The organism is Dellaglioa sp. CoH-55-MRSF-7 (genome assembly GCF_056782235.1).
In genome coordinates, this window is record NZ_JBXAYI010000002.1 from 330,287 (window position 1) to 350,780 (window position 20,494).

The window sequence follows — 20,494 nt, forward strand, 5'->3', positions numbered from 1 at the left end:
CTTTCAAGAATACTTTATATAAAGTATTCTTGAAAGATTTTTTCACTGTTTTATTCAAATACAAATTGATTATTATAAAGTTCAGAATAGAATCCTTTTTGATCCAATAATTCTTGATGGTTACCTTGTTCAATAACCTTACCGTCCTTCAGAACAACAATTTTATCAGCATCTAATATTGTTTTCAAGCGATGTGCGATTACAAAACTAGTACGCCCTTGAATAACTGTATCCATTGCTTTTTGAATTTTAGCTTCTGTCACTGTATCAACATTAGAAGTCGCTTCATCCAAAATTAATAACGTAGGATTAGTTAAAATTGTTCTTGCGATACTAATTAATTGTTTTTGGCCAGTTGAAAACACAGAGTTTTCATCCGATACTGTCGTGTCATAGCCATTTTCTTGACTCATAATAAAATCATGAATATTAGCTTGCTTAGCGGCAGAAATCATATCTTCATCTGATGCTTCAGGTTTACCAAAGACAATATTATCACGAATTGTTCCTGAGAATAATACACTTTCTTGAAGAACTATCCCAACATGATCACGAAGACTTTGAAGTTCAAGATCCTTAACATTTACGCCATCAAATTCAACTGAACCACCTGTAACATCATAGAATCGATTCAATAAATTCATAATTGTTGTTTTACCTGAACCAGTTGGTCCGACTAAAGCTACCATTTCACCTTTATCAACATTAATTGATACATCATGTAAAATTTCTTTATTAGCATTATAACCAAAATTAACATTTCTTAACTTAACACCATTTGTTAGACCCGTTAATTTTTGCTTATCAGTTGAGTTGACCTCATCTGGTTCATCAAACATTTCATTCAGTCGACTAGCACCTGTAATAGCAAGTTGGAACATACTATACAATGAAGAAATTTGTGATATTGGTTGGTAAAATTGTTGTGAGTATTGAACAAACACGACAACTAGTCCTAAAGCCGTTGTACGGCCCATATCACCGTTCAGTGCTAACCAGCTACCAAAGAAGATAACAATGGCTGTATTAACCAACGAGAGGCCATTCATAACTGGGAAAAGCATCCCTGAATAGACTTGTCCTTTAAACGTTGCTTTACGAACATTTTCGTTATATGGCAAGAAACCATCAATAGCTTCTTTTTGAAGCCCGTTAGTAATTACAATTTTTTGACCACTAATTTTTTCATTAATATAGCCATTTAATTTTCCAACTTCTTTTTGTTGTATATCAACATACTTACGTGTTTTAGAAATTAAAATGACCGCAAGAAGTAACGCGATAGGCGTTGAAGCAATCGTAACCCAGGCAAGCTGAACATTCTGTTGAAACATCATAATGATAATCCCAATCATTAGAGCAATATTACTCATAATTTGTCCTAAGGCTTGATTCATTGCGTTCGAAATATTATCCAAATCACTTGTAAAACGACTTAAAATATCCCCATCTTTATGTGAATCAAAGAATCGAATTGTCATTTTTTGTAATTTTCCAAATAGCCCTTTTCGCATTCTATTTGTCGAGTTTCCTGTAATGAACGTGACAATAATATTTGAGAAAAACATTGCTACAATTGAAAAAATATAAAATAAGAATAACATCCACAATGAGCTAACAAAATTTCCTTTATCACTCACTCCTTTTGTTAAACCAATTACGTAGTCTGCCAATGCCGTAATTGCTTTTCCCATATACACAGGTGCTTTTACCTGGAAGTATGTCGATGCAATAATTGCAACAGTCATAACTGTAAAACCTAATTTATAGCTTTTCAAGTAGTGGAAGAAGAATGCCATCGATCTATTCATATCTTTCATTAGACAGTCTCCTTTCCTTTTTGAGTGTTATAAATTTCTTGATAAATTTGACTATTTTCAACGAGATCTTTATGTGTCCCCTCGCCAACTAATTTACCGTCATCCATAACAAAAATACGATCCGCATTAATCACAGATGAGATTTTTTCGGCAATAACAAATGTTGTTGTCTCTTTCAATTCATTATTTAATGCTTTTTGGACTAATTTTTCTGATTGAGCATCAAGTGCTGATGTTGAATCATCTAAAATTAAGATTTTAGGTTTACCAATAACACCACGCGTAATTGATAAACGTTGTTTTTGACCACCTGAGAAGTTAGCTGAACGTTCTTCAACCTCTGCATCATAACGTTCTGGTAATCGATTAATAAATTCTGATGCCTGAGCGATTTGACTGGCCATATCCATATCTTTCTCGTTGGCATCTTCTTTACCTTGACGTAAGTTGTCTGCGATTGTGCCAGAAAATAGGATAGCCTTTTGTAAAACAAATGCTACTGTTTTACGAAGCGATTTTTCATTAACATCCTTTAAATTCTCACCACCAACTTTGATCATTCCTTCTTGGGGATCAAATAATCGTGGAATCATTTGGGCTAAAGTTGATTTACCTGAACCAGTTGCACCAACAATTCCTATCATTTCTCCAGGTTTAACATCAAAACTAACATGTTTAAGTGTTGGTTTATCATCGCCTTCATATGAGAATGAGACATCTTCAAAACTAACAGATCCCGATAAATCTTCCTCTGGAACATCTTGGTAATAAATATCTGGTTCTTCATCTAAAATTTCGCGTAGTCGTTTAATTGAAACCATTGCACGAGCACTAAACGTCATCATCATTCCACCAATAATAATGGCAAACATGATTTGCATTAAATAATTAACAAACGAAGTAATAGCTGTAACTGTACTTGGATCTGCTTTAGCTAAATCACCTACAAAATAAATTGCGGCAACGACAGCCATATTTCCAATTAATGTAAATGCTGGAATTAAAACAGCAAATAGAGTTCCAACATAGATATTTTGTGCATTTAAATCATCTGAAACCTTATCGAAACGTTTTTCTTCATTTTTTTCTTGATTAAATGACTTAACAACACGCACACCCATCAAGTTTTCTTTGGCTAACTCATTTACTCGATCAATTAAGCCTTGCATTAACCCAAAATGGCGTCCCATGCGACCGAAAGTTAACATTGAAATACCTAACACGCAGACAATTAAAATAACAATAATCCACCATAAATCCGCAATTGTATTCATAGCTAAAATGAATGCACCGATAAATAAAATGGGCACTCGAATTAATGTCTGTAAAATTGTCATAATTAACGTTTGAATTTGGGTAATATCATTGGTTAAACGAACCACAATATTCCCTGCTTGGAATCGTTCAATATTACTGAAAGAAAATGTTTGAATCTTTCTAAAAGCAGTTTCACGAATATCTGCACTCATTGATTGTGCTACTTTTGCTGATAGAATTGTATTCACAACACCTGCCAACAATCCAATAACAGCAACTCCAATCAAGTACAAACCAAGTGTCGTGATTTTATCACCCTGGTCCTTTAAAATAGCATCAATTACTTTTTGTAACAATTTAGGTTGCCACAATGTTGAAATTGCCATGATAACCACCATGACGACTGCCCAAAAAATATCTACCCGATACTTTTTAGCATGTTTTAATAAAATATCCACTTTTTTCCCCCTCAATTCTGTCCAGTTCCATGTTTTTTTATACAAAAAAACTAATATCAGTTACTAAACTTAGCAAAAATAACGCTTAATTGCAATCATTTTGACTAATTATATTCTATTTAGTCAGTTAAAATTTACAAAAAAAAACCAAGATTAAATATCTTGGTTTCAATATAATTATCTTATTCATTTTTAAGCGGGCGACGAGAATCGAACTCGCGACATCAGCTTGGGAAGCTGGAATTTTACCACTAAACTACGCCCGCAGAACGTTGATTAGTATAGCATATTTCCGTACTTTTGTCATAACTAATTAAGCATGTTTATTTTCAGCCTTTTGTTCAAAATCTAAACGTCTCAAATTTTGTACAGCCTTCATATATGAATAAATCAGTACAATACATGACCCACCCCAGGCTAATGGATTTGCAAAACAAGCTCCTGCATACCCAAAAGCACCAGCTAAAAAGATAGCTGCAAATGATCTCATCAGTAATTCTACAACTCCAGCAACTGTTGGTACGATGCTTTGTCCCAGTCCCTGTAACGTGTATCTAATGACAAACAGTACTGACAAAAGTAAGTAAAATGACCCATTAATATTAAAATAAACCTGCGATAATGCAACAACTTTTGGTGCATTATTTCCAACAAACAGTGTAACTAATTGTTGTCCAAATAAAATAACTAAAAGACTTGCAACGATACTGAATGTTCCAGACATTAATAGACACTTTTTTACACCATCTAAAACACGACCATATTTTTTTGCGCCATAATTTTGGGCAGTAAAAGTTGCCATCCCAATTCCAAATGACATCATTGGTTGTGTTGATAATTGATCAATCTTAGACGCTGCCGTGGTACTGGCAACTGCTGTCGTTCCTAAACCGTTTAAAGCTGACTGTAGCATAATTGCACCAATCGCAATTATTGAAGCTTGAAAGGCCATTGGTAGAGCCACATAAAGGTGTTGGTTAACATCTTTCATCGTGATTTCTCTAAAATGGTGTCGACCAATATGTAAGACGGGAATTTTTCGATAAATGTAAATTAAACAGAATACAACGGAACATGATTGCGCAATAATAGTTGCAATACCAGCGCCAGCAACTCCCCAATGAAATACCAAAATAAATAATAATTCTAAACCAACATTAATAATGCTGGCAAAAATTAAAAAGTATAATGGCGTGCGACTATCCCCTAGCGCCCTAATAATATTAGATAAAATATTAAATGCCATTGAAGCAAATATTCCACCAAAAATGATACTAATAAAAGTTTGTGCATCATCAAATATTTCTGGTGGTGTCTTCATAAGTGTTAAAATATCTTTTACAAAAAACAAACTAACCGCTGTTAAAATTACCGTTGCAATTAGACTAATCAAAAGTCCCACTGCAAAGCTTTTTCTAACACCACGATAATCTTTTGCCCCAAATCGTTGTGCCGTAATAATAGATAAACCTGCAGTTAACCCTTGTGCAAATCCAATAATCAAAAATTGAATACTCCCGGTCGAACCAACTGCAGCTAGTGCATCCACGCCTAAAGTTTGTCCAACAATCAACGTATCAGAAATACTATATAATTGTTGAAATAAATTACCAACCAATAATGGTATAGTAAACATAAAAATTAATTTTGCTGGATTACCCGATGTTAACGATCGCAAATAAGACCCTTCTTTTCTTTATATTTATTTAATTCCTTTTTCATTCAATAATAAAATAAATGCTTTTTTAAAGTTAGCCCTATCCTGGTTTGAAAAGGCGCTTGGACCCTTCGTACGTTGACCTGATTTCCTTGCCATTGCACTTAAATATCTTGAATCCAACATACTATCGATATTGGTATCTGTATATTCAAATCCTTTATGATGCATCACAATCACACCTTTTGGTAATAAAAGAGAAGCTAGTCCGTAATCTTGTGTAATCACAACATCTGATTTTTCAGCTAACTTTACAATTCTATAATCTGCCGCATCTGGACCTTGATCAACATAGCTAACCGAAACATTTTCAGGATACTTTTTAGTTGAGAAATGTGGCGTACTTGTAATTAGCAACACACTGATATTCCGTAGTTCGGCTTCAGCTATAACTTCATTTTTCACAGGAGACGCATCCCCATCAATAATAATTTTCAAATTAACCACTCTCATTCCTAGTAAAAAAACTTCCAAGGAATAACCTCTTGAAAGTTTTATTTAGCTTCTGGTTTTAATAATGCATTAATTGCTGGAATTTGACCTAAGCTATCTATCGCATTACTTGGCATAACAACTGTATTTGCGTCACTCTTGGCCAATTCTTTAAAAGCCTCAATATTTTGGCTAACAAAATAACCATTACCAACTTTATTTAATGATAAATTAACTGCATCTATTCGGTATGCTTCAGCATCGGCCGTCTTTTTAACTGCTTCAGCCTTTGCTTGGGCTGAATTAACCCATGCATCATTATCAGCTTTATTTTTTAGTGCAACTGATTTACTGTAACCTTCTGCTTCAGCAACAGTAGCATCACGATTTCTAGCGGCTTTCAATAACTTATTCATTGAATCTTGAATTTCAACTGAAGGTTTTACTGTATCAATATTAATTCGATCAACATTTAATCCATAACCAGCTGTCACATTAGAAATTTCGCCAAACAAACCGCGATTAATTTCTTGCGTTCCATTCAAAACTTCATCTAACATTTTATTACCAATGATGCCACGCAAAGAGGCACGTGTATCTTGAATCATACTACGAACAGAGTCTTCATTTTTAAACACAAAATCTTGGATGTCAGTAACGTGATACTTCAATGAAATTTTAACTTCAATTTCAGCATTATCTTTTGTAATCACAACTTGTTTATCAAGATCTAAAGGTTGTTGTGCCGTACTAACACGAATTACTGAAGAAATAAATGGTTTAATAAAATGTAAGCCTGGAGCTAATGTTGTTTCATATTTTCCTAAAGTTATAACAACACCTTGATGCGGTTGTCTAATAATTCGGATAGTTGCTGGTAAAATCATGACCAATAATATAACAATAATAATAACGACTAAAAGTCCCAACATAATAATTTAACCACCTTTATATTTTTTTAACGTCTAACCCTTCAACATGTGTTTTAATGATTCGAACAACATCTCCACTTACTAATGTTTCATCACTAAAATAATGATAGTAGATACCAAAAAACTCGACCGTGCCATGAATATTTTTACTGTCAATTGTAAATTCCCGGTTAAGCAACCGCTCGTCAATAATTGATTTTCTATCCATATGAAAGCACCTCCATTTGTCATCTTTAAACGTATCTCATTTACGTCATAAAATCAATCAATTTCATTATCAAAAGTAAAATCATTTCGATCTAAAATAGTCACTTTTTCAATATGCTTTTCAATCTGTTTACTTTCAGGCGGTAATTGTAAATAATCACCATATAAACGGCTTAAAATTGCATCATATGCCCTTAAAATAGTTACCGTAAGGTTCTCAAAAGGAACTTGAATCACGGCTGCTAATTCCTTTTCTGATAGTAATTCTTTTTCATATGAGTATTGTGAAGCTAAATTTTTATATTCTGAAATGGTGTCATCTTGATTATAGGTTCTTACTAGTTCGTCTCTTTTTTCTTTATACTCTTTGGTTTTACGACTTTGATCAGGTTGTAATTTTCTAATCTTTGCGTTAATTTCAGTATCCATTAAACGATAATTGCTCAATAAAAGAATTTTCGCGTTAAGATATCGATATTTTGATTGTTGAATAGATCGTTCGACATCACCTGTTGGGACTTTATCAAAAGGAAAAATATCTACAAAAACACCTTTTCTAGCGTCATTAATATTTCTTTTCTCTTCAACATGAATAGATTCATCAAGTAGTTTTGCATATCCAAATGCATAGTTTGGATCACTTTGATCAGTTTGTAGAAAATAATAAGGCTGGCTAATCTCTTGGGGAGCGATTTGTAAGAATCGATCGTAGTCATCCCTTACCATTCCAATATCGACATCATCATCCCATGGAATAAACCCTTGATGTCTGACCGCACCTAATAAACTGCCACCAATCATAAAATACTTTATATTATTTTTTTGACAAATTTCAACGACTTCCCGGATTAAATCTAATTCTACCTTGTGTAATTCTTCAATTTTCATTTTTACCACCTTAAATCGTCTTATTCTTTCTTCAATTGTACCAAATTTAACTCTGAATACGAAAATTATTTAATTTTTATTAAGCTAATCCTTTTTCATTACTTTATTTCTTTGGCTCATGATATGCTTTAATTATTAAATAAAAGGGGTGCCTAAATGCAAGAAACCATAATTGACTTAATCGGCCAACATGGCTATCTAGGTGTTGCGTTACTGATCACCATTGAAAACATTTTCCCACCAATTCCTTCTGAAATCATTTTAACATTTGCAGGTTTTATGACGCTCTCAAGTTCTCTTACACCAATTGGTTTAATTATTTCTGCCACTATTGGGGCGACTATCGGGGCTTTAATCTTATATTCGATCGGTCGCTTTTTAAGTACAGAACGTTTAAATCAATTTTTCGCCAGTAAGTATGGTTCTTGGCTTGGTCTAAAACCTATCCATATTGAAAAAGCGACTGAATTTTTTGTAAAATATGAAAATCGTGCTATTTTCATAGGCCGTTTTGTTCCCATTGTTCGAAGTTTAATTTCTATTCCCGCTGGAATTACGAAATGTAAATTACGTTTTTTTATTCCATTAACCTTTTTTGGAACATTAATTTGGAATACTGTCCTCATTTATCTTGGGGCATTTGCTGGGAATGCTTGGGCGGAAGTTGCAGCAACAGTTGATATTTTTGCTACAGTAGTTGGTATCATCTTATTAATCGTTTCGTTCTTCGGAATCTACAAACTAATTAATTTAAATAGGAACAAAAAAAACGATTAAATTCAATTATGAATTTAATCGTTTTTTACTACTTTTATTTCTCAAAAAGTAGGATTAATCTTCCGCAACATCGATAGCTTCTAATAGAATATTCAGTTCAGAACATTCTCTTTCAAGCGATTTTTCCTCTTGGAAAAAGCTATCTCGAATTGATGATTGTTGTCTGTTTCCAATGTTACTTCTAAGATCAGCAAGTTTTTGCATCGCTGCTTGATACTCACTCATAATATCAAGTTTACACCTACTCATTAAGTTACGCCTCCGAATGATGACAACAACTTGTTGTCAGTAATAATAATTTATAATGTCTAATTTAACACTTTTTTAATAACTTGTTAACCCTTTAAATATTACCGTTATGTTACAAAATAAAAAAGACATCACAATGTGATATCCCTCTTATTTTAAGCTACTATTTTAAATGGTTATTTTTACATTAATGATTGAACATCGCGTGCAATAACTAATTCTTCATCAGTAGGTATCGCAAAAATCTTAACGGCAGACTCTGGCGTGCTAAGCATAACCTGTTCACCCATTTTTTCGTTATTTTCAGCATCAAAGCCAACACCTAAATATGCTAAATGTTCAATAACGCGACGACGTACAATCCGATCATTCTCACCAAGACCAGCAGTGAAAATAATACCATCAACCCCTTGCATTTCTGCAATGTATTGACCAATATATTTAATAATATTTTGAACATAGATTTTAACAGCTAAATCAGCACGAGGATTTTTTCCTAATTGAGCTTTAACATCACGCATATCAGGAGAAATCCCTGAAATACCAACTAGCCCAGATTCACGATTCAAAATATTAATCATTTCATCTATATCAGTAATTTTTAATTGTCTCATCATGTAAGCAACTAACGATACATCTACATCACCTGAACGTGTTGCCATGGTAATTCCAGCAAGTGGTGTAAAGCCCATTGATGTATCAATTGATTTACCACCAACTGTAGCTGTAATTGATGCTCCTGCACCTAAATGTAATGTAATTAATTTTAACTCTTTAGGGTCTTTATCAATTAGTTTTTCGGCTTCTGAGACGACATAACGAACGCTTGTCCCATGAGCACCATAACGTCTTGCGGCATATTTTTCATACCATTCATAAGGTACACTGTACATGTAACTTTCTTCTGGCATCGTCTGATGGAAGGCTGTATCAAATACAGCGACACTTACTGCATCTGGTAAGATTTCTTCAAATGCCTGGATACCTAAAAGATTAGCTGGATTATGTAATGGTGCTAATTCAGATAATTCATTAATTTTTGCAATTGTATCGGCATTTACTAATGTTGATTTTTTGAAATATTCACCACCAGCAACAACGCGATGTCCAACACCGGAAATTTCATTAAAATCAGCAATAATATCCAATTGAAGCAATAATTTAAGTAATAACTGTACACCTACTGAATGATTGTCGATATCTAATACATCTTCATATTTTTTTCCGTTACCATATTTAATCGTTAAAATTGAGTCTTTAAGTCCAATTCTTTCAATCAATCCTTTAGCAATAACAGTTTCCTCTGGCATGCTAAATAATTGGAATTTTAAACTTGAACTACCTGCGTTAATTGCAATAATTTTTGTCATATTCTTCCTCCAATAATGATTTCATTTGGTATTAATTTAATCCTTAAAAAACAATTATTTTTTTAAGTAGTATATTAAACTAATATACTACTTATAGAAAACGCATACAACACTTTCAAGCAAAAAATGGTACACAGAATTTTATTTTCTGTCTACCATTATTTTTTGCCCGAATTCTTTCATTAAACTAAGCAGTAGAACTGCCTTATCTTCACCTAAAACATTTACCCAAGTATCAAACCGTTTCTTAATTGACTCAGTCACAACTCGTTCTACTTTTGCACCCTGATCAGACAAGCGTAGGTTTATTCTTCTTCTATCAACTGTGTCTTGTTCTTGATAGATGTATCTTAATTGTTTTAGTACGTTTAATTGGCGTGCAATTGCACTCCTTGAAACATTTCTTTTTTTAGCGATATCAACCATGCTTATATCTTCAGTGCTATGGATATCTTTTAAAATCAAGAATTGTTCAAAAGATAAATTAAACTCACTAGTAGGTTGTGAAATGAATCCTTCCACATTCTTAAAAGTTCCTAAATACATACTAATATAGTCATCCATTAACTTAGTTGTTGTCATTGCTAATTCTCCTCTGCATGTTCTACCTACAGTTAAATTTAGCATAAAACGCGGTTAATTACTATATCTAATCAACTGTATCTCTATTTTTCTTTTTCAGTTGATACCGTTAATTGTTTACGATTTACAAACGTCCAAACCACACCCAGTACTACGGCTGTAACAAGTAATGCAAGCACTGAACCAATCATACCAGAACCTTGGCTATTAATTGCATATGTGAAGCCATTTAATACATGTGTAACAGGTAAGAACTCTGCAAATACTTGATAAGCATTTGATAACATCGTATTTGGAATAACTTGTCCTGTAATCACTAATTGTACGAGTAGTAATGCTAAAGATAAGAGAATACCCATTGTTCCAAGGAGTTCGTCAATTACCACACATAAAAGAGTAAAGATTATTCCCGATAAGAACGTAAAGATTACGAAACTAATTGGATGTTCAATTGTTACACTAAAGAATAATGTTAATAAGAGAACTCCTGCTGTTTGAATAACAGAAATAAATAACATTAGGAAAAGGTTCTGTAACCAGTTTTGTGATAATTCATTCTTCTTACGGTATCTGAATAAAATTAATTGAGTTACAATTGCACCGACAAATAATGATAAAACAATCACTAATGGGGCAAATGTATTTTTCAAAGTTTTAGCGAGATTGTCACTTTCAGTTTCTGTTTTAACAGGTTCAACGAATTGAGCCACATTTTTTGGAGATGAATTGATATTACCAACCTGTGATGCTCCTGCTGCTAATTTAGTATTTAATAATGTTACACCATCATTAGCTGTATCCAATCCTGATGTTACTTGTTTAGACCCATCAGCTAATTTTTGTGAGCCATCAACTAATTGAGGACTAGCAGCTGCCAATTGTGTATCACCATCTGTTAATTGTGTACTTGCCGCTTTTAATTTCGAACTTCCATCTGTCAATTGTGTACTAGCAGTTGTCAATTGTGTACCACCACTAACAAGCTTATCAGATCCTGCTTTCAATTGTGTACCACCTGAAACTAACGTTTGTGTTCCTGCCTCAAGTTGTCCACCTGCTGTAACAAGTTTTTGCGATCCTGCTCTTAAAGCAGTAACACCTGTTATTAAAGTTGGTACATTACTATTTAATTGATTAATACCATCAGTTACTTGTCCTGTTCCTGCTGTATATCCTAAGATACCAGCTGACAATTTGTTAATACTACCTGTCATGATTGAATTCTTAATTGTTGCATTAATTGTTTTTTCACTTGTAACATCAACACCAGCACCATTAACACTAGCATTTAATTTACCAGCAACTTGTGCATTAGCATTTGATGCTATCACTAATGAATCAATTTGATCACTCAAGTCTTTTGTATCACCTAAAAGACCAATCATTGAATCGCTCGTCAAGGTATCAGTATTACTCAATAATGCAGTTGCTTGTGTCGAAATTTTAGCAAATTTTTCCAACATGGCTTTAAGATCTACATCACCCATTGTTGATTTAAATTCAGCCATTAAGCCACCTACATCACTCATCACTGCCTCTAACATCGCTTTTGTATCTGTTAAATTTTTACTTACCCCAGTTATATTTGTACCAACAGTTGTTATTGCTGTATCTGTTTTTGTGATTTGTTGTAAAACAGTGTCTTTTTCTTTTTGGCTCATTGTTGTTGAGTCATTAATCATCGTACGAACCTTCTTGTTAGAAGTCGATGCCTGACCTTTAGCTAATGTCAAACTAAACATCTTTTGTGTTGTATCTGAATTAATTGCATTCATTTGAGTTTGAACAGTTGTTAATTTATCCCCTGCCGCCATCAATTTTGTTACTAATCCAGGTAATGCTTGTAATGTTTCAATTGATCCTGAAATTTCTTCAAGTTCAGCTTTTAATTCTTTTGATCCTTGCTTTGTATCTTTAATTTGTTGAATTATTTCAGGAATATGATTAATAATTTCGCTACGAGATTTTAATCTTGTTTGAATTTGAGTTACACCAGTTTTAATACCAGTTGAATATGCTGTTAAACCTGCTACCGCCATCGGTAACGATTGGCTACCTGACATACTTGCAGCTAATGTTTTCGCACCATTATTTAAATCATTCGAGTTCGAATTTAATGTAGTTGCACCAGTTGCTAACGTGCCTACACCAGCTGCTAATGTAGATCCGCCAGTTTGCAACGTAGAAAGTCCCGCATCTAATGTTTTATTCCCATCAACATATTGAGTCACACCATTTGATAAGGTTGGTGCACTAGCAACAAGTGTATTAATTCCTGAGGCTAATTGATTATTACCATTCACCAGTGTACCTACACCAGTTGTATAGGTATTTACACCATCAGCTAAAGTATCAACCCCAGTTGTATAAGTATTTAATCCTGTTTTTAATGTCTGATTACCTTTATCAAAGGTCACCATACTTGTTGCCAATGTATTTAAATTTCTAGTAACTTCTTTACTACCATTTTTTAATTTAACGGTTCCTTTATTTAACGTTTTTACACCAGTTGAGGCTTCTTTAACACCTGAACCTAATTGTTTAACGGAACCAAGTAATGCAGAATCATACGCTTTTTGGATATTAGTTAAAACTTGTGATTTCAATTGTTCTGCAACCTGTTTTGTAATCAATTGCGAAACATAGTTATTTGTATCTGATTGTTTTGTTTTTAACAAACTCACTTTTGGCGTTTCATCAAGTGCAGTTGTTGCGTTTTTTGAAAAATTACTTGGCAATGTAACTGACATTGTATAATCGCCTGAATCTAAATGTTTTTTCGCAGTTTCTGCGCTAACAAACTCCCATTTGGCTTGTTTATTGGTTTTAAGAATTTTAGTAACTTCCTTACCAACGTCAATTGATTTTCCATTAAATGATGCTTCTTCATCGTTATTTATAATAGCTACTTTTAAATTTCCTGTGTCCATTTGTTGCTTACTTGAAACTAACTTATAGGTTCCATATGCAATTAAACTTGGAATTAAACATGCAATTGCGATATACGCAACTGACCTCTTATTCTTTGACATAAATTCTTTGAACAAAATTATCCACCCTCTCTTTTTAGTTAATGGCATTAACGATTATTCGTTCCGTTAACCTCATTAACGATATTATGACTATATGTGTTTTTGATTCTTTTGTCAAATAATTTTCTAAAAAAATATCCCCACTGTCATCTAATCAACAGTGGAGATATCATTAAAATTCAATTTTTGATTAAATAGTAATACATGAATTGACCAGGAGCAATTAGGATTAACCCTGCAAATTGCATGACATAAATTAATAAGCGCGTTAAATTTTCAGTTGATACTTTACGTGTATTCATTTCTTGTCTAGAGTGTGGTTCCTCTACCTCGTCAATTTTAACTTTTTGCACTAATTTTTTATTTAATCCATTTAACTCGAGATTATATGGATAAAAAGTTAAAAAATTCAAAATTAAATAATAATTAATTAATAACCGCCAATTAGATGGACCTATCAAATTTCCAATTGCTAAAAGAATAATTAAAGACGCTAATCCCTTTAACAAGGAAATTGAATAATATTTAAATCGTTTCACAATAACCCTCCAGGAATTTCGCTTAATTTTAGAATATCATAGTTACTTAAAAACATTGATGCTCAGTAAGAATCTTTACTATTTATTAACCATTAATTTAAAAAATCTGTTTTACCATGCTAAACTACTTTTTATAAAGTTAGTCATCTGGATGGCACCACTACACATACGAAATTCTCTCTAAGATCAGCTAACATGTCACAACATTTATTCATTTAAAAAAAATAAGCCTTTCCCAAATATTAAGTTCCTCAAAAATTAGGTTACTTATACCTAACTTTTGTGAATTCTTTAATTTAAGATATAGACTTTTAATGCAACATTAATTATCTAATAATAACAGCTTATTGACTCTTATTCTTGAACGATTCACAGCAATCATTGTTACAACATAAAGTGTTACAAAATAACTCGTTTCTATTGTTGTTCCAATAAAAGCGCAAACGAGAGCTAAAAAGAACATTCCATTGCCAAGGACTTGCCATTTTCGTTTCTCAATTGCGTAGTCTGCTAATATTTTAGTCTCTTCAGGACCTAGTGAGTCCACAGTTCTAACATTAGCTTGACGCACTTTAGTTAATTGTAGAGACAACTTAACATTATAAATAATCAAAATTGCCATAACTAAATATAAACCTATTTCCACCAGTACCCCTTCTCTCTTTTAATCTAATATGACTATTTTTTAATTCATTTTTACTTTATACTGAGTTAGTCCTATAAATAATAAAAGAGTTGCTAAATTACGCAACCCTCTTTATTATTTAACAACTAAGACATCACAAGGTGCTAAACGAGTAACGTAATTTGTAACTGCACCCATTAACATTCTTTCCACTGCCTTCAAGCCAGATTGACCCATGATAATTAAATCTGAATGATGATCTTCAATAAAATCTTTGGCAATTACTGTTTTAGGACTACCAAAACGAATATGAATATCAACATCTGTAAACCCATTTTTTACAATATCTTCTTTTAATTCATTCATATATGCTTCTGTATCTTCAAAAGTCTGATAGACGATTGAACCGCCCCCATCCATCATTCCTGAAAAACTTACAGAAAATTGACGCGTATCAATTACGTTTAAAATATCTAAATGTGCATGGTTTGCTTTAGCACTTTCTACTGCACGCTTTAATGCTTTTTCAGCTGAATCTGATCCATCAACTGGGACTAAAATATTTTTATATTCTTGTTCCATATTTGCCACCCCATATCTTTTATTTGTAGTTACAGTATATCATTAAAATTGTATTAGATGTTAGCGTTTTACCTACAAAATTTGAAATAAAGAAGGTTTTCAGTATGTTATTAAAAAGGATTTCTATTTTTAGTGCCCCCTACGTGGTTCGAGAGTTAACCGAAAAAGATCTAACTCAAATGTTAGAATTAGAAAAAAGTCAATCTACTTACCTAAAACTCCAAGGTAAACAAGATTTAGCCATTGAAGAAATAAAATCTGATTTAACTTCGATCCCGTTGTCAGTTAAAAGTGATCAAAAATGGACACTGGGCTTCTTCAAAGCAGATAAATTAGTAGCTATGATTGATTTTTTAACAGATTATCCTGAAGTTCAATCCGTTTGGATTGGTCTATTATTAGTTTCGAAAAACGAAGAACAACAAGGTATCGCGACACATTTATTAAAAGCCCTGCTTAAATCTTTTAAATCTGAACAGTTTACCAATGTACAAACGCTGAAATACGAACAAGAAGAAGTAAATCAAAAATTATTGGAAAAATTTAATTTCACTGATAAACAATCGCTAATCTTAAAAAGCCCTGATGGAGTCGACATCCCTGCAATACTTTCAAAATTAGATTTATAAAGCAAAATTATTATCTAATTCTCTTAATAACATTTTTATCTTTTTTCATTTCCTATGATTTTAGTCATCTAGGTGTTATGATTAATATAGTAAGAAACTGGAGGAAGAAAACATATGAGCAAAAATTTATTAGCAGATCTTGAGAAAAACTTCATCACAAGCGATGAAACTTCTAAAACATTTAAGGTTCCAAGCAAAAAGGAAGATCTAACAATAAAGATTGACAATGATATTTTTGAAAAAGTTTCTAAAGATGACGAAAAATTAGAACGTTTAATCAAAAATTTACTTAAATTCAGTTCAAAGAGTAAGGCTAAAGAATTAATTTCAATTAATAAACGTAACTACCGTATCTTCATGTAACCTACAAAACTAGCCTAGTTGAGACTAACTCTTGAGGCTAGTTTTTTTAATCCTTGTCAATCTAGCATTTTTATCTTAAACTATTACTCAAGGAGTGATTTATATGTTCTTAACAACCGGAGATGTTAACCGTTCTTATGCTATTAAAGGCATCGTTAATGCGACAGCCAAGATTGTACTAGAAGCCGATGAAATTGATCGTGTAGATGATTTTGATACCTTATATGATCGTGTCCAAGCAGAACTAGCAGAACGCGCAATTAATAAAGGTGGCGACGGGATTATTAACGTTCATTTCGAACCACAAACTGTTCGTGTAACGATTGCCCCAAGATTCTTAGTTTTACATGGCTACGGTACTGTTATTGAGTTTTCAAAGTAATTTATTTTGCGCTTGTGGCGGAACTGGCAGACGCGCAGCGTTCAGATCGCTGTTTGGGTTTCCAAGTGCAGGTTCGATTCCTGTCAGGCGCATTGTTATCATTGATATACCATCGTTTAACCAACTTTTATGTGGTTTTTGTGTGGTTAACATCTAATTTACCGTATATATTGATCCAATTCGTATTTATTTACGAGTTGGATTTTTTAATTAATAAAATGAATATGTTTCATATACTATTTAAAAAGGAGAAAAAATACTATGACTTATTTACAATCTTTCGTTGCGACTTTACCAGCCATTTTTGCTGCCTCCGCCGCAATATTTAGTGCTATTTCTTTCTCACAACAGCAATAAAATAAGTAAGCGTCAAGAACAATATGAAAGGCAAAAAAATATTATTCAAATATCATCGCGTATTACGGCATCTGCTAGTTCTTACTCTACTGAAACAGGGATACCTCAGGTAACCATTACAAACTATTCAAATTATGTTATTCATGATGTTATCATCATTCCTACTATGAATGAAAGTTCTGTCGTGTTACCTGATTTTAAGCAGTTTTTTAAAAACCACAATGATTTTGGTACCCCTAGGATTCTCGCCTTAGCAAGTGAACCAATAACGATGAGCTATCCGTTACCTGATATGGGCATGTCTAGGCACTGTGTATATTGTATCGTCTATACAGACCCGTTCGGTAATTATATATATACAGACAGGAAAGACCTACCTCATACAGACCCTGATATTTATACCAAGCTAATAAAATATGGTAGATCAATACCTGATTTAATACACTCTGTTTAACAAAAAAGCAAACTCCTTAATTATTAAAGAGTTTGCTTTTTAAATTATCTAATCAAATAAAAAATTGTAGAAATGTTCTTCTACAATTTTTTCTCACGTTAATTTATTTTTTTAATCTTTTATATATAAATAAATAGCCTAGTTCATAGATGATAAAAGCACTCACAATATAAATCTCATTCAAGCCAGTACTTTTTCTATAAGGTATGGCTACAACCATTACTATTAATATTATTACGTACGTAACAAGAATAAAATAATCTAAATGATGTCGTTCTAACCATTGGCGTGAAGGAAAGAAAACTGTTATTAATATCGCGATAATTGCCCAAAAAATAGGTTGTATTTGCATTAGTTCATCTCCTTACAGGTAAATAAAAACAATCGTATGTGCTGTCCAATAAGCAACTGTATCATTAAAATGTAAATGTTTAACTAATGCTTTTCTCATTCCAGTTTCTATCTTTCCTTCAAAAATATATTAAATAACGTTGATACACATTCATATCTACGCTTTATTTATGTAGTTGTTTAATGTCTAAGTTTTAAGACTAACTTATCGTAGTAATTATACTACATACTCAGTATAGACACTAAACTATTCAGTTTGTTGTCTACCTACTTTAGATAAAAAACAAGGGGATCAGAAATATATCTGAATACCTTGTTTTTTATCATACATTTATTCTTTATCTTTTAATTTTTTTTCTAAATTCAAAACTTTAACAATTGTTATGTTTAGTAATTCTTCCCTAATTTTAGTTATTTCATACGATAATTCAAGCAATTTATTTTTAATATTTAAAAAATATACAAATTGTACGATAAAGATTAAAAATAATACAAATAAAATAATAAATAAATTAGGCTCGCTCATTATTTATCTCCTCTAAATTCTTTTAATCTATCTTTTTCTTTCTCAATCTTTTTATTACCATTATTTATTGACTTTTTTATCCTTACTATAGAAAGAGTAAGATATAAATTCATCATAAACACAAATAATAACACCGTTAGCATTGCTGGAATTGCCATCTATATTATCTCCTATATTCTTTATTCTTGTGGCAATGTATCAACCAAAAGTCCAAAAGCAGCAACTGCTGGAGCTGCTACTAATAATTCTGGTATAGAAGCAACAAACGCTACAGCCATGATAACCGCTGACCAATAACAATCCATGCTCCGACAATTTCCAATCCACTAACTATATCATAAACATAATTATACGAAACTTCGGGATATATGGGACTAACCACTGGTTGCTTATAATAAATTTCAATCGTATCTGATATTTTATTACTTTCATCACCCTCTGTATATGATTCATTATACGTTATCTTCATACCAATTTGCCAAGGTTCTTCTGCCCTTGTTGCAACTCCCATTATTAACATCCCGTTTTGGAGATTACCCGCAATACGATTAACTATTCCCATGGTATCTAAATAATTAATAACACCATATTTAATCTTCATTATATCAGCTATATCATTTTGAAAAGAACTCTCCATTTACCATTGTGAATGGTAAATGGAGAAGATGAATTTCCTGTCTCTACACTCCAACTATCTTTAACTGTAAGCCATGCATCTATCCCTGGAAGAACCGTAGGACCATATGTTTTTCCCATTTCAAATGTTATATCTTTAAAAGAATTTAACATTTGCACTGATTTAATAAATCGATGTGTCACCTTATTTACAGATATATCCTCCGATACATCAAAATTCTTACAGCCTAAATCCTTACCTGATGAAGAGACTTGATCAATATCAACTCCACCATGCGTATATTCAGTAAATTGATCAAAGTCCCAACCCTCAGGCATTGGGAACCCTAAGTTTCCACTCCATCCCGTTGACATATTTGAAACATAGAAATTATTTATTTTGTTTCTTTTAGCGTGTAAACATATGTTTCTCGTTCCATAAATACCATCGCTAGGTAGAATACCAAAATAAGCTGTATAATTTTTATTTAAATTTCGTTGCATTGAACGAATATTTTAATCGCCACCCTCGAGTATCTCTTTTTGATTTGTTTTCATCCTCTATTTATTAATTTTCTTTATAATCAACTCTTTGAAATTAGCAGAACTGATATTAACATATAGGTAACATAAGGTTCTTTTTTTCAAATTAAAATCAATCTTTATGATAAACATTTGTAAATATTGAAATAATTATTAGTAGTATTCCAAATATAATCGTTATAAGTATAGCTTGCAAAAAATCAGAACTAATTCCTAGTGACGAGAACAAAATAGAGTTATTTCCTATCCTGATATTTTTAATACTTTCATAGCGTGCAATAGCTGCGATTTGATAACCAGGCCACAATTTTAAAGTATGCTGCATAAAAGCTGGAAGATCCCCATAAACAATATAAGTTCCTGAAAGAAAACCGGACATAGTACCAACAATTGCTGACAATGATGAAAAACTAGACGTAGTATTTAAAAAATCTGTCACCAATGAAAACAGTAAACTTGAAAATACAATTAGTAAAACATTAAATAGAAATACTACAAAAAATGTTACATTATAAGCATTATAATGATAAGTTAGAGATAGATACGCATAACATATTAATGAGAAAATAAATGTCGACACAATACCTTCCATGACTGACGTCAAAGTATACAATTGATTAATTGTACTACTTTTTATTTGACTGTTAACAATAAAATCATCTAATCTCTTATTCTTTTTATCTTCCAGTTTTTGACCAAATGCGATTAGTGTACTAGTCATTGAGACAATAGAAATCAACCCAGAAATCATCCATGTATCAATAAACTGTTCACTATGATTAATTCCAGCCAAAGAATCGACTAAAT

24 protein-coding genes and 2 tRNA genes are annotated in these 20,494 nt (G+C 32.3%); 5 read left to right on the forward strand and 21 right to left on the reverse strand.

The window, feature by feature from the left end:
- Positions 1-50 precede the first annotated feature (50 nt).
- The 8 genes from AC1RPU_RS03460 to AC1RPU_RS03495 all read right to left on the reverse strand — a co-directional run bounded on the left by AC1RPU_RS03460 (position 51) and on the right by AC1RPU_RS03495 (position 7,711).
- On the reverse strand, positions 51-1,820 hold the full coding sequence (locus AC1RPU_RS03460; protein WP_481761175.1) for an ABC transporter ATP-binding protein: 1,770 nt from the start codon (positions 1,818-1,820) through the stop codon (positions 51-53).
- Positions 1,820-3,475 carry an ABC transporter ATP-binding protein gene (locus AC1RPU_RS03465; RefSeq protein ID WP_481761400.1) on the reverse strand — a complete coding sequence of 552 codons (1,656 nt, stop codon included), beginning with the start codon at positions 3,473-3,475 and terminating at the stop codon, positions 1,820-1,822. Before AC1RPU_RS03465 ends, AC1RPU_RS03460 begins: the two co-directional genes overlap by 1 nt.
- Positions 3,476-3,730: 255 nt before the next feature.
- Positions 3,731-3,801 (reverse strand) — tRNA-Gly (locus AC1RPU_RS03470).
- Positions 3,802-3,848: 47 nt separating this feature from the next.
- Entirely contained in the window at positions 3,849-5,213 is a 1,365-nt protein-coding gene (locus AC1RPU_RS03475; protein WP_481761174.1) for an MATE family efflux transporter, read from the reverse strand.
- A 24-nt stretch (positions 5,214-5,237) separates the two neighbouring features.
- Positions 5,238-5,690, reverse strand: a complete 453-nt coding sequence (locus AC1RPU_RS03480; RefSeq protein ID WP_409022804.1) for a YaiI/YqxD family protein — start codon at positions 5,688-5,690, stop codon at positions 5,238-5,240.
- Positions 5,691-5,746: 56 nt separating this feature from the next.
- The gene (locus AC1RPU_RS03485; RefSeq protein ID WP_481761173.1) at positions 5,747-6,616 is read right to left on the reverse strand and encodes an SPFH domain-containing protein; all 870 of its coding nucleotides are present in this window, start codon (positions 6,614-6,616) and stop codon (positions 5,747-5,749) included.
- A 16-nt stretch (positions 6,617-6,632) separates the two neighbouring features.
- Positions 6,633-6,824, reverse strand: a complete 192-nt coding sequence (locus AC1RPU_RS03490) for a hypothetical protein (protein WP_481761172.1) — start codon at positions 6,822-6,824, stop codon at positions 6,633-6,635.
- Between the two features lie 53 nt (positions 6,825-6,877).
- Positions 6,878-7,711, reverse strand: coding sequence for a LicD family protein (locus AC1RPU_RS03495; protein WP_481761171.1), 834 nt, complete (start codon positions 7,709-7,711; stop codon positions 6,878-6,880).
- Positions 7,712-7,867: 156 nt separating this feature from the next.
- On the opposite strand from AC1RPU_RS03495, the gene AC1RPU_RS03500 reads away from it, so the two are divergent.
- Positions 7,868-8,488, forward strand: coding sequence for a DedA family protein (locus tag AC1RPU_RS03500; protein ID WP_481761170.1), 621 nt, complete (start codon positions 7,868-7,870; stop codon positions 8,486-8,488).
- A 54-nt stretch (positions 8,489-8,542) separates the two neighbouring features.
- Here AC1RPU_RS03500 and AC1RPU_RS03505 read toward each other — a convergent pair whose 3' ends face one another.
- From AC1RPU_RS03505 to AC1RPU_RS03535, 7 genes are all read right to left on the reverse strand, one after another.
- On the reverse strand, positions 8,543-8,737 hold the full coding sequence (locus tag AC1RPU_RS03505) for a hypothetical protein (protein WP_057973343.1): 195 nt from the start codon (positions 8,735-8,737) through the stop codon (positions 8,543-8,545).
- Positions 8,738-8,919: 182 nt separating this feature from the next.
- Positions 8,920-10,107: an acetate/propionate family kinase gene (locus tag AC1RPU_RS03510; protein ID WP_481761169.1), complete on the reverse strand. Its 1,188-nt coding sequence runs from the start codon at positions 10,105-10,107 to the stop codon at positions 8,920-8,922.
- A 141-nt stretch (positions 10,108-10,248) separates the two neighbouring features.
- Entirely contained in the window at positions 10,249-10,689 is a 441-nt protein-coding gene (locus tag AC1RPU_RS03515) for a MarR family transcriptional regulator (RefSeq protein WP_409022730.1), read from the reverse strand.
- A gap of 83 nt (positions 10,690-10,772) precedes the next feature.
- Positions 10,773-13,736 carry a YhgE/Pip family protein gene (locus AC1RPU_RS03520; protein WP_481761168.1) on the reverse strand — a complete coding sequence of 988 codons (2,964 nt, stop codon included), beginning with the start codon at positions 13,734-13,736 and terminating at the stop codon, positions 10,773-10,775.
- A 164-nt stretch (positions 13,737-13,900) separates the two neighbouring features.
- Complete coding sequence (locus AC1RPU_RS03525) at positions 13,901-14,260, reverse strand: hypothetical protein (RefSeq protein WP_481761167.1); 360 nt, start codon at positions 14,258-14,260, stop codon at positions 13,901-13,903.
- 322 nt (positions 14,261-14,582) lie between these two features.
- Positions 14,583-14,906, reverse strand: coding sequence for a hypothetical protein (locus tag AC1RPU_RS03530; RefSeq protein WP_481761166.1), 324 nt, complete (start codon positions 14,904-14,906; stop codon positions 14,583-14,585).
- Positions 14,907-15,020: 114 nt separating this feature from the next.
- Entirely contained in the window at positions 15,021-15,467 is a 447-nt protein-coding gene (locus tag AC1RPU_RS03535) for a universal stress protein (protein ID WP_481761165.1), read from the reverse strand.
- Positions 15,468-15,571: 104 nt separating this feature from the next.
- Between AC1RPU_RS03535 and AC1RPU_RS03540 the strand changes: the two genes are divergently transcribed.
- From AC1RPU_RS03540 to AC1RPU_RS03555, 4 genes are all read left to right on the forward strand, one after another.
- Positions 15,572-16,096 carry a GNAT family N-acetyltransferase gene (locus AC1RPU_RS03540; RefSeq protein WP_481761164.1) on the forward strand — a complete coding sequence of 175 codons (525 nt, stop codon included), beginning with the start codon at positions 15,572-15,574 and terminating at the stop codon, positions 16,094-16,096.
- 114 nt (positions 16,097-16,210) lie between these two features.
- Positions 16,211-16,459 (forward strand): hypothetical protein, encoded by a 249-nt coding sequence (locus AC1RPU_RS03545; RefSeq protein WP_057973335.1) that lies wholly within the window; start codon positions 16,211-16,213, stop codon positions 16,457-16,459.
- A gap of 103 nt (positions 16,460-16,562) precedes the next feature.
- The gene (locus AC1RPU_RS03550) at positions 16,563-16,841 is read left to right on the forward strand and encodes a hypothetical protein (protein ID WP_409022736.1); all 279 of its coding nucleotides are present in this window, start codon (positions 16,563-16,565) and stop codon (positions 16,839-16,841) included.
- An 8-nt stretch (positions 16,842-16,849) separates the two neighbouring features.
- A tRNA-Leu gene (locus AC1RPU_RS03555) sits at positions 16,850-16,933 on the forward strand.
- Positions 16,934-17,755: 822 nt separating this feature from the next.
- Here AC1RPU_RS03555 and AC1RPU_RS03560 read toward each other — a convergent pair.
- The 6 genes from AC1RPU_RS03560 to AC1RPU_RS03585 form a co-directional block, all read right to left on the reverse strand.
- Positions 17,756-18,004 carry a hypothetical protein gene (locus tag AC1RPU_RS03560; protein WP_481761163.1) on the reverse strand — a complete coding sequence of 83 codons (249 nt, stop codon included), beginning with the start codon at positions 18,002-18,004 and terminating at the stop codon, positions 17,756-17,758.
- A gap of 330 nt (positions 18,005-18,334) precedes the next feature.
- Positions 18,335-18,529, reverse strand: a complete 195-nt coding sequence (locus tag AC1RPU_RS03565) for a hypothetical protein (RefSeq protein ID WP_481761162.1) — start codon at positions 18,527-18,529, stop codon at positions 18,335-18,337.
- Positions 18,529-18,687, reverse strand: a complete 159-nt coding sequence (locus AC1RPU_RS03570) for a hypothetical protein (protein WP_481761161.1) — start codon at positions 18,685-18,687, stop codon at positions 18,529-18,531. The genes AC1RPU_RS03565 and AC1RPU_RS03570 overlap by 1 nt, the downstream gene beginning before the upstream one ends.
- 110 nt (positions 18,688-18,797) lie before the next feature.
- A complete protein-coding gene (locus AC1RPU_RS03575) occupies positions 18,798-19,166 on the reverse strand; it encodes a hypothetical protein (protein ID WP_481761160.1) in 369 nt (122 codons plus the stop codon).
- On the reverse strand, positions 19,139-19,648 hold the full coding sequence (locus AC1RPU_RS03580) for a hypothetical protein (RefSeq protein WP_481761159.1): 510 nt from the start codon (positions 19,646-19,648) through the stop codon (positions 19,139-19,141). The genes AC1RPU_RS03575 and AC1RPU_RS03580 overlap by 28 nt, the downstream gene beginning before the upstream one ends.
- 151 nt (positions 19,649-19,799) lie before the next feature.
- Positions 19,800-20,480 carry a hypothetical protein gene (locus AC1RPU_RS03585; RefSeq protein ID WP_481761158.1) on the reverse strand — a complete coding sequence of 227 codons (681 nt, stop codon included), beginning with the start codon at positions 20,478-20,480 and terminating at the stop codon, positions 19,800-19,802.
- Between the last annotated feature and the right edge of the window lie 14 nt (positions 20,481-20,494).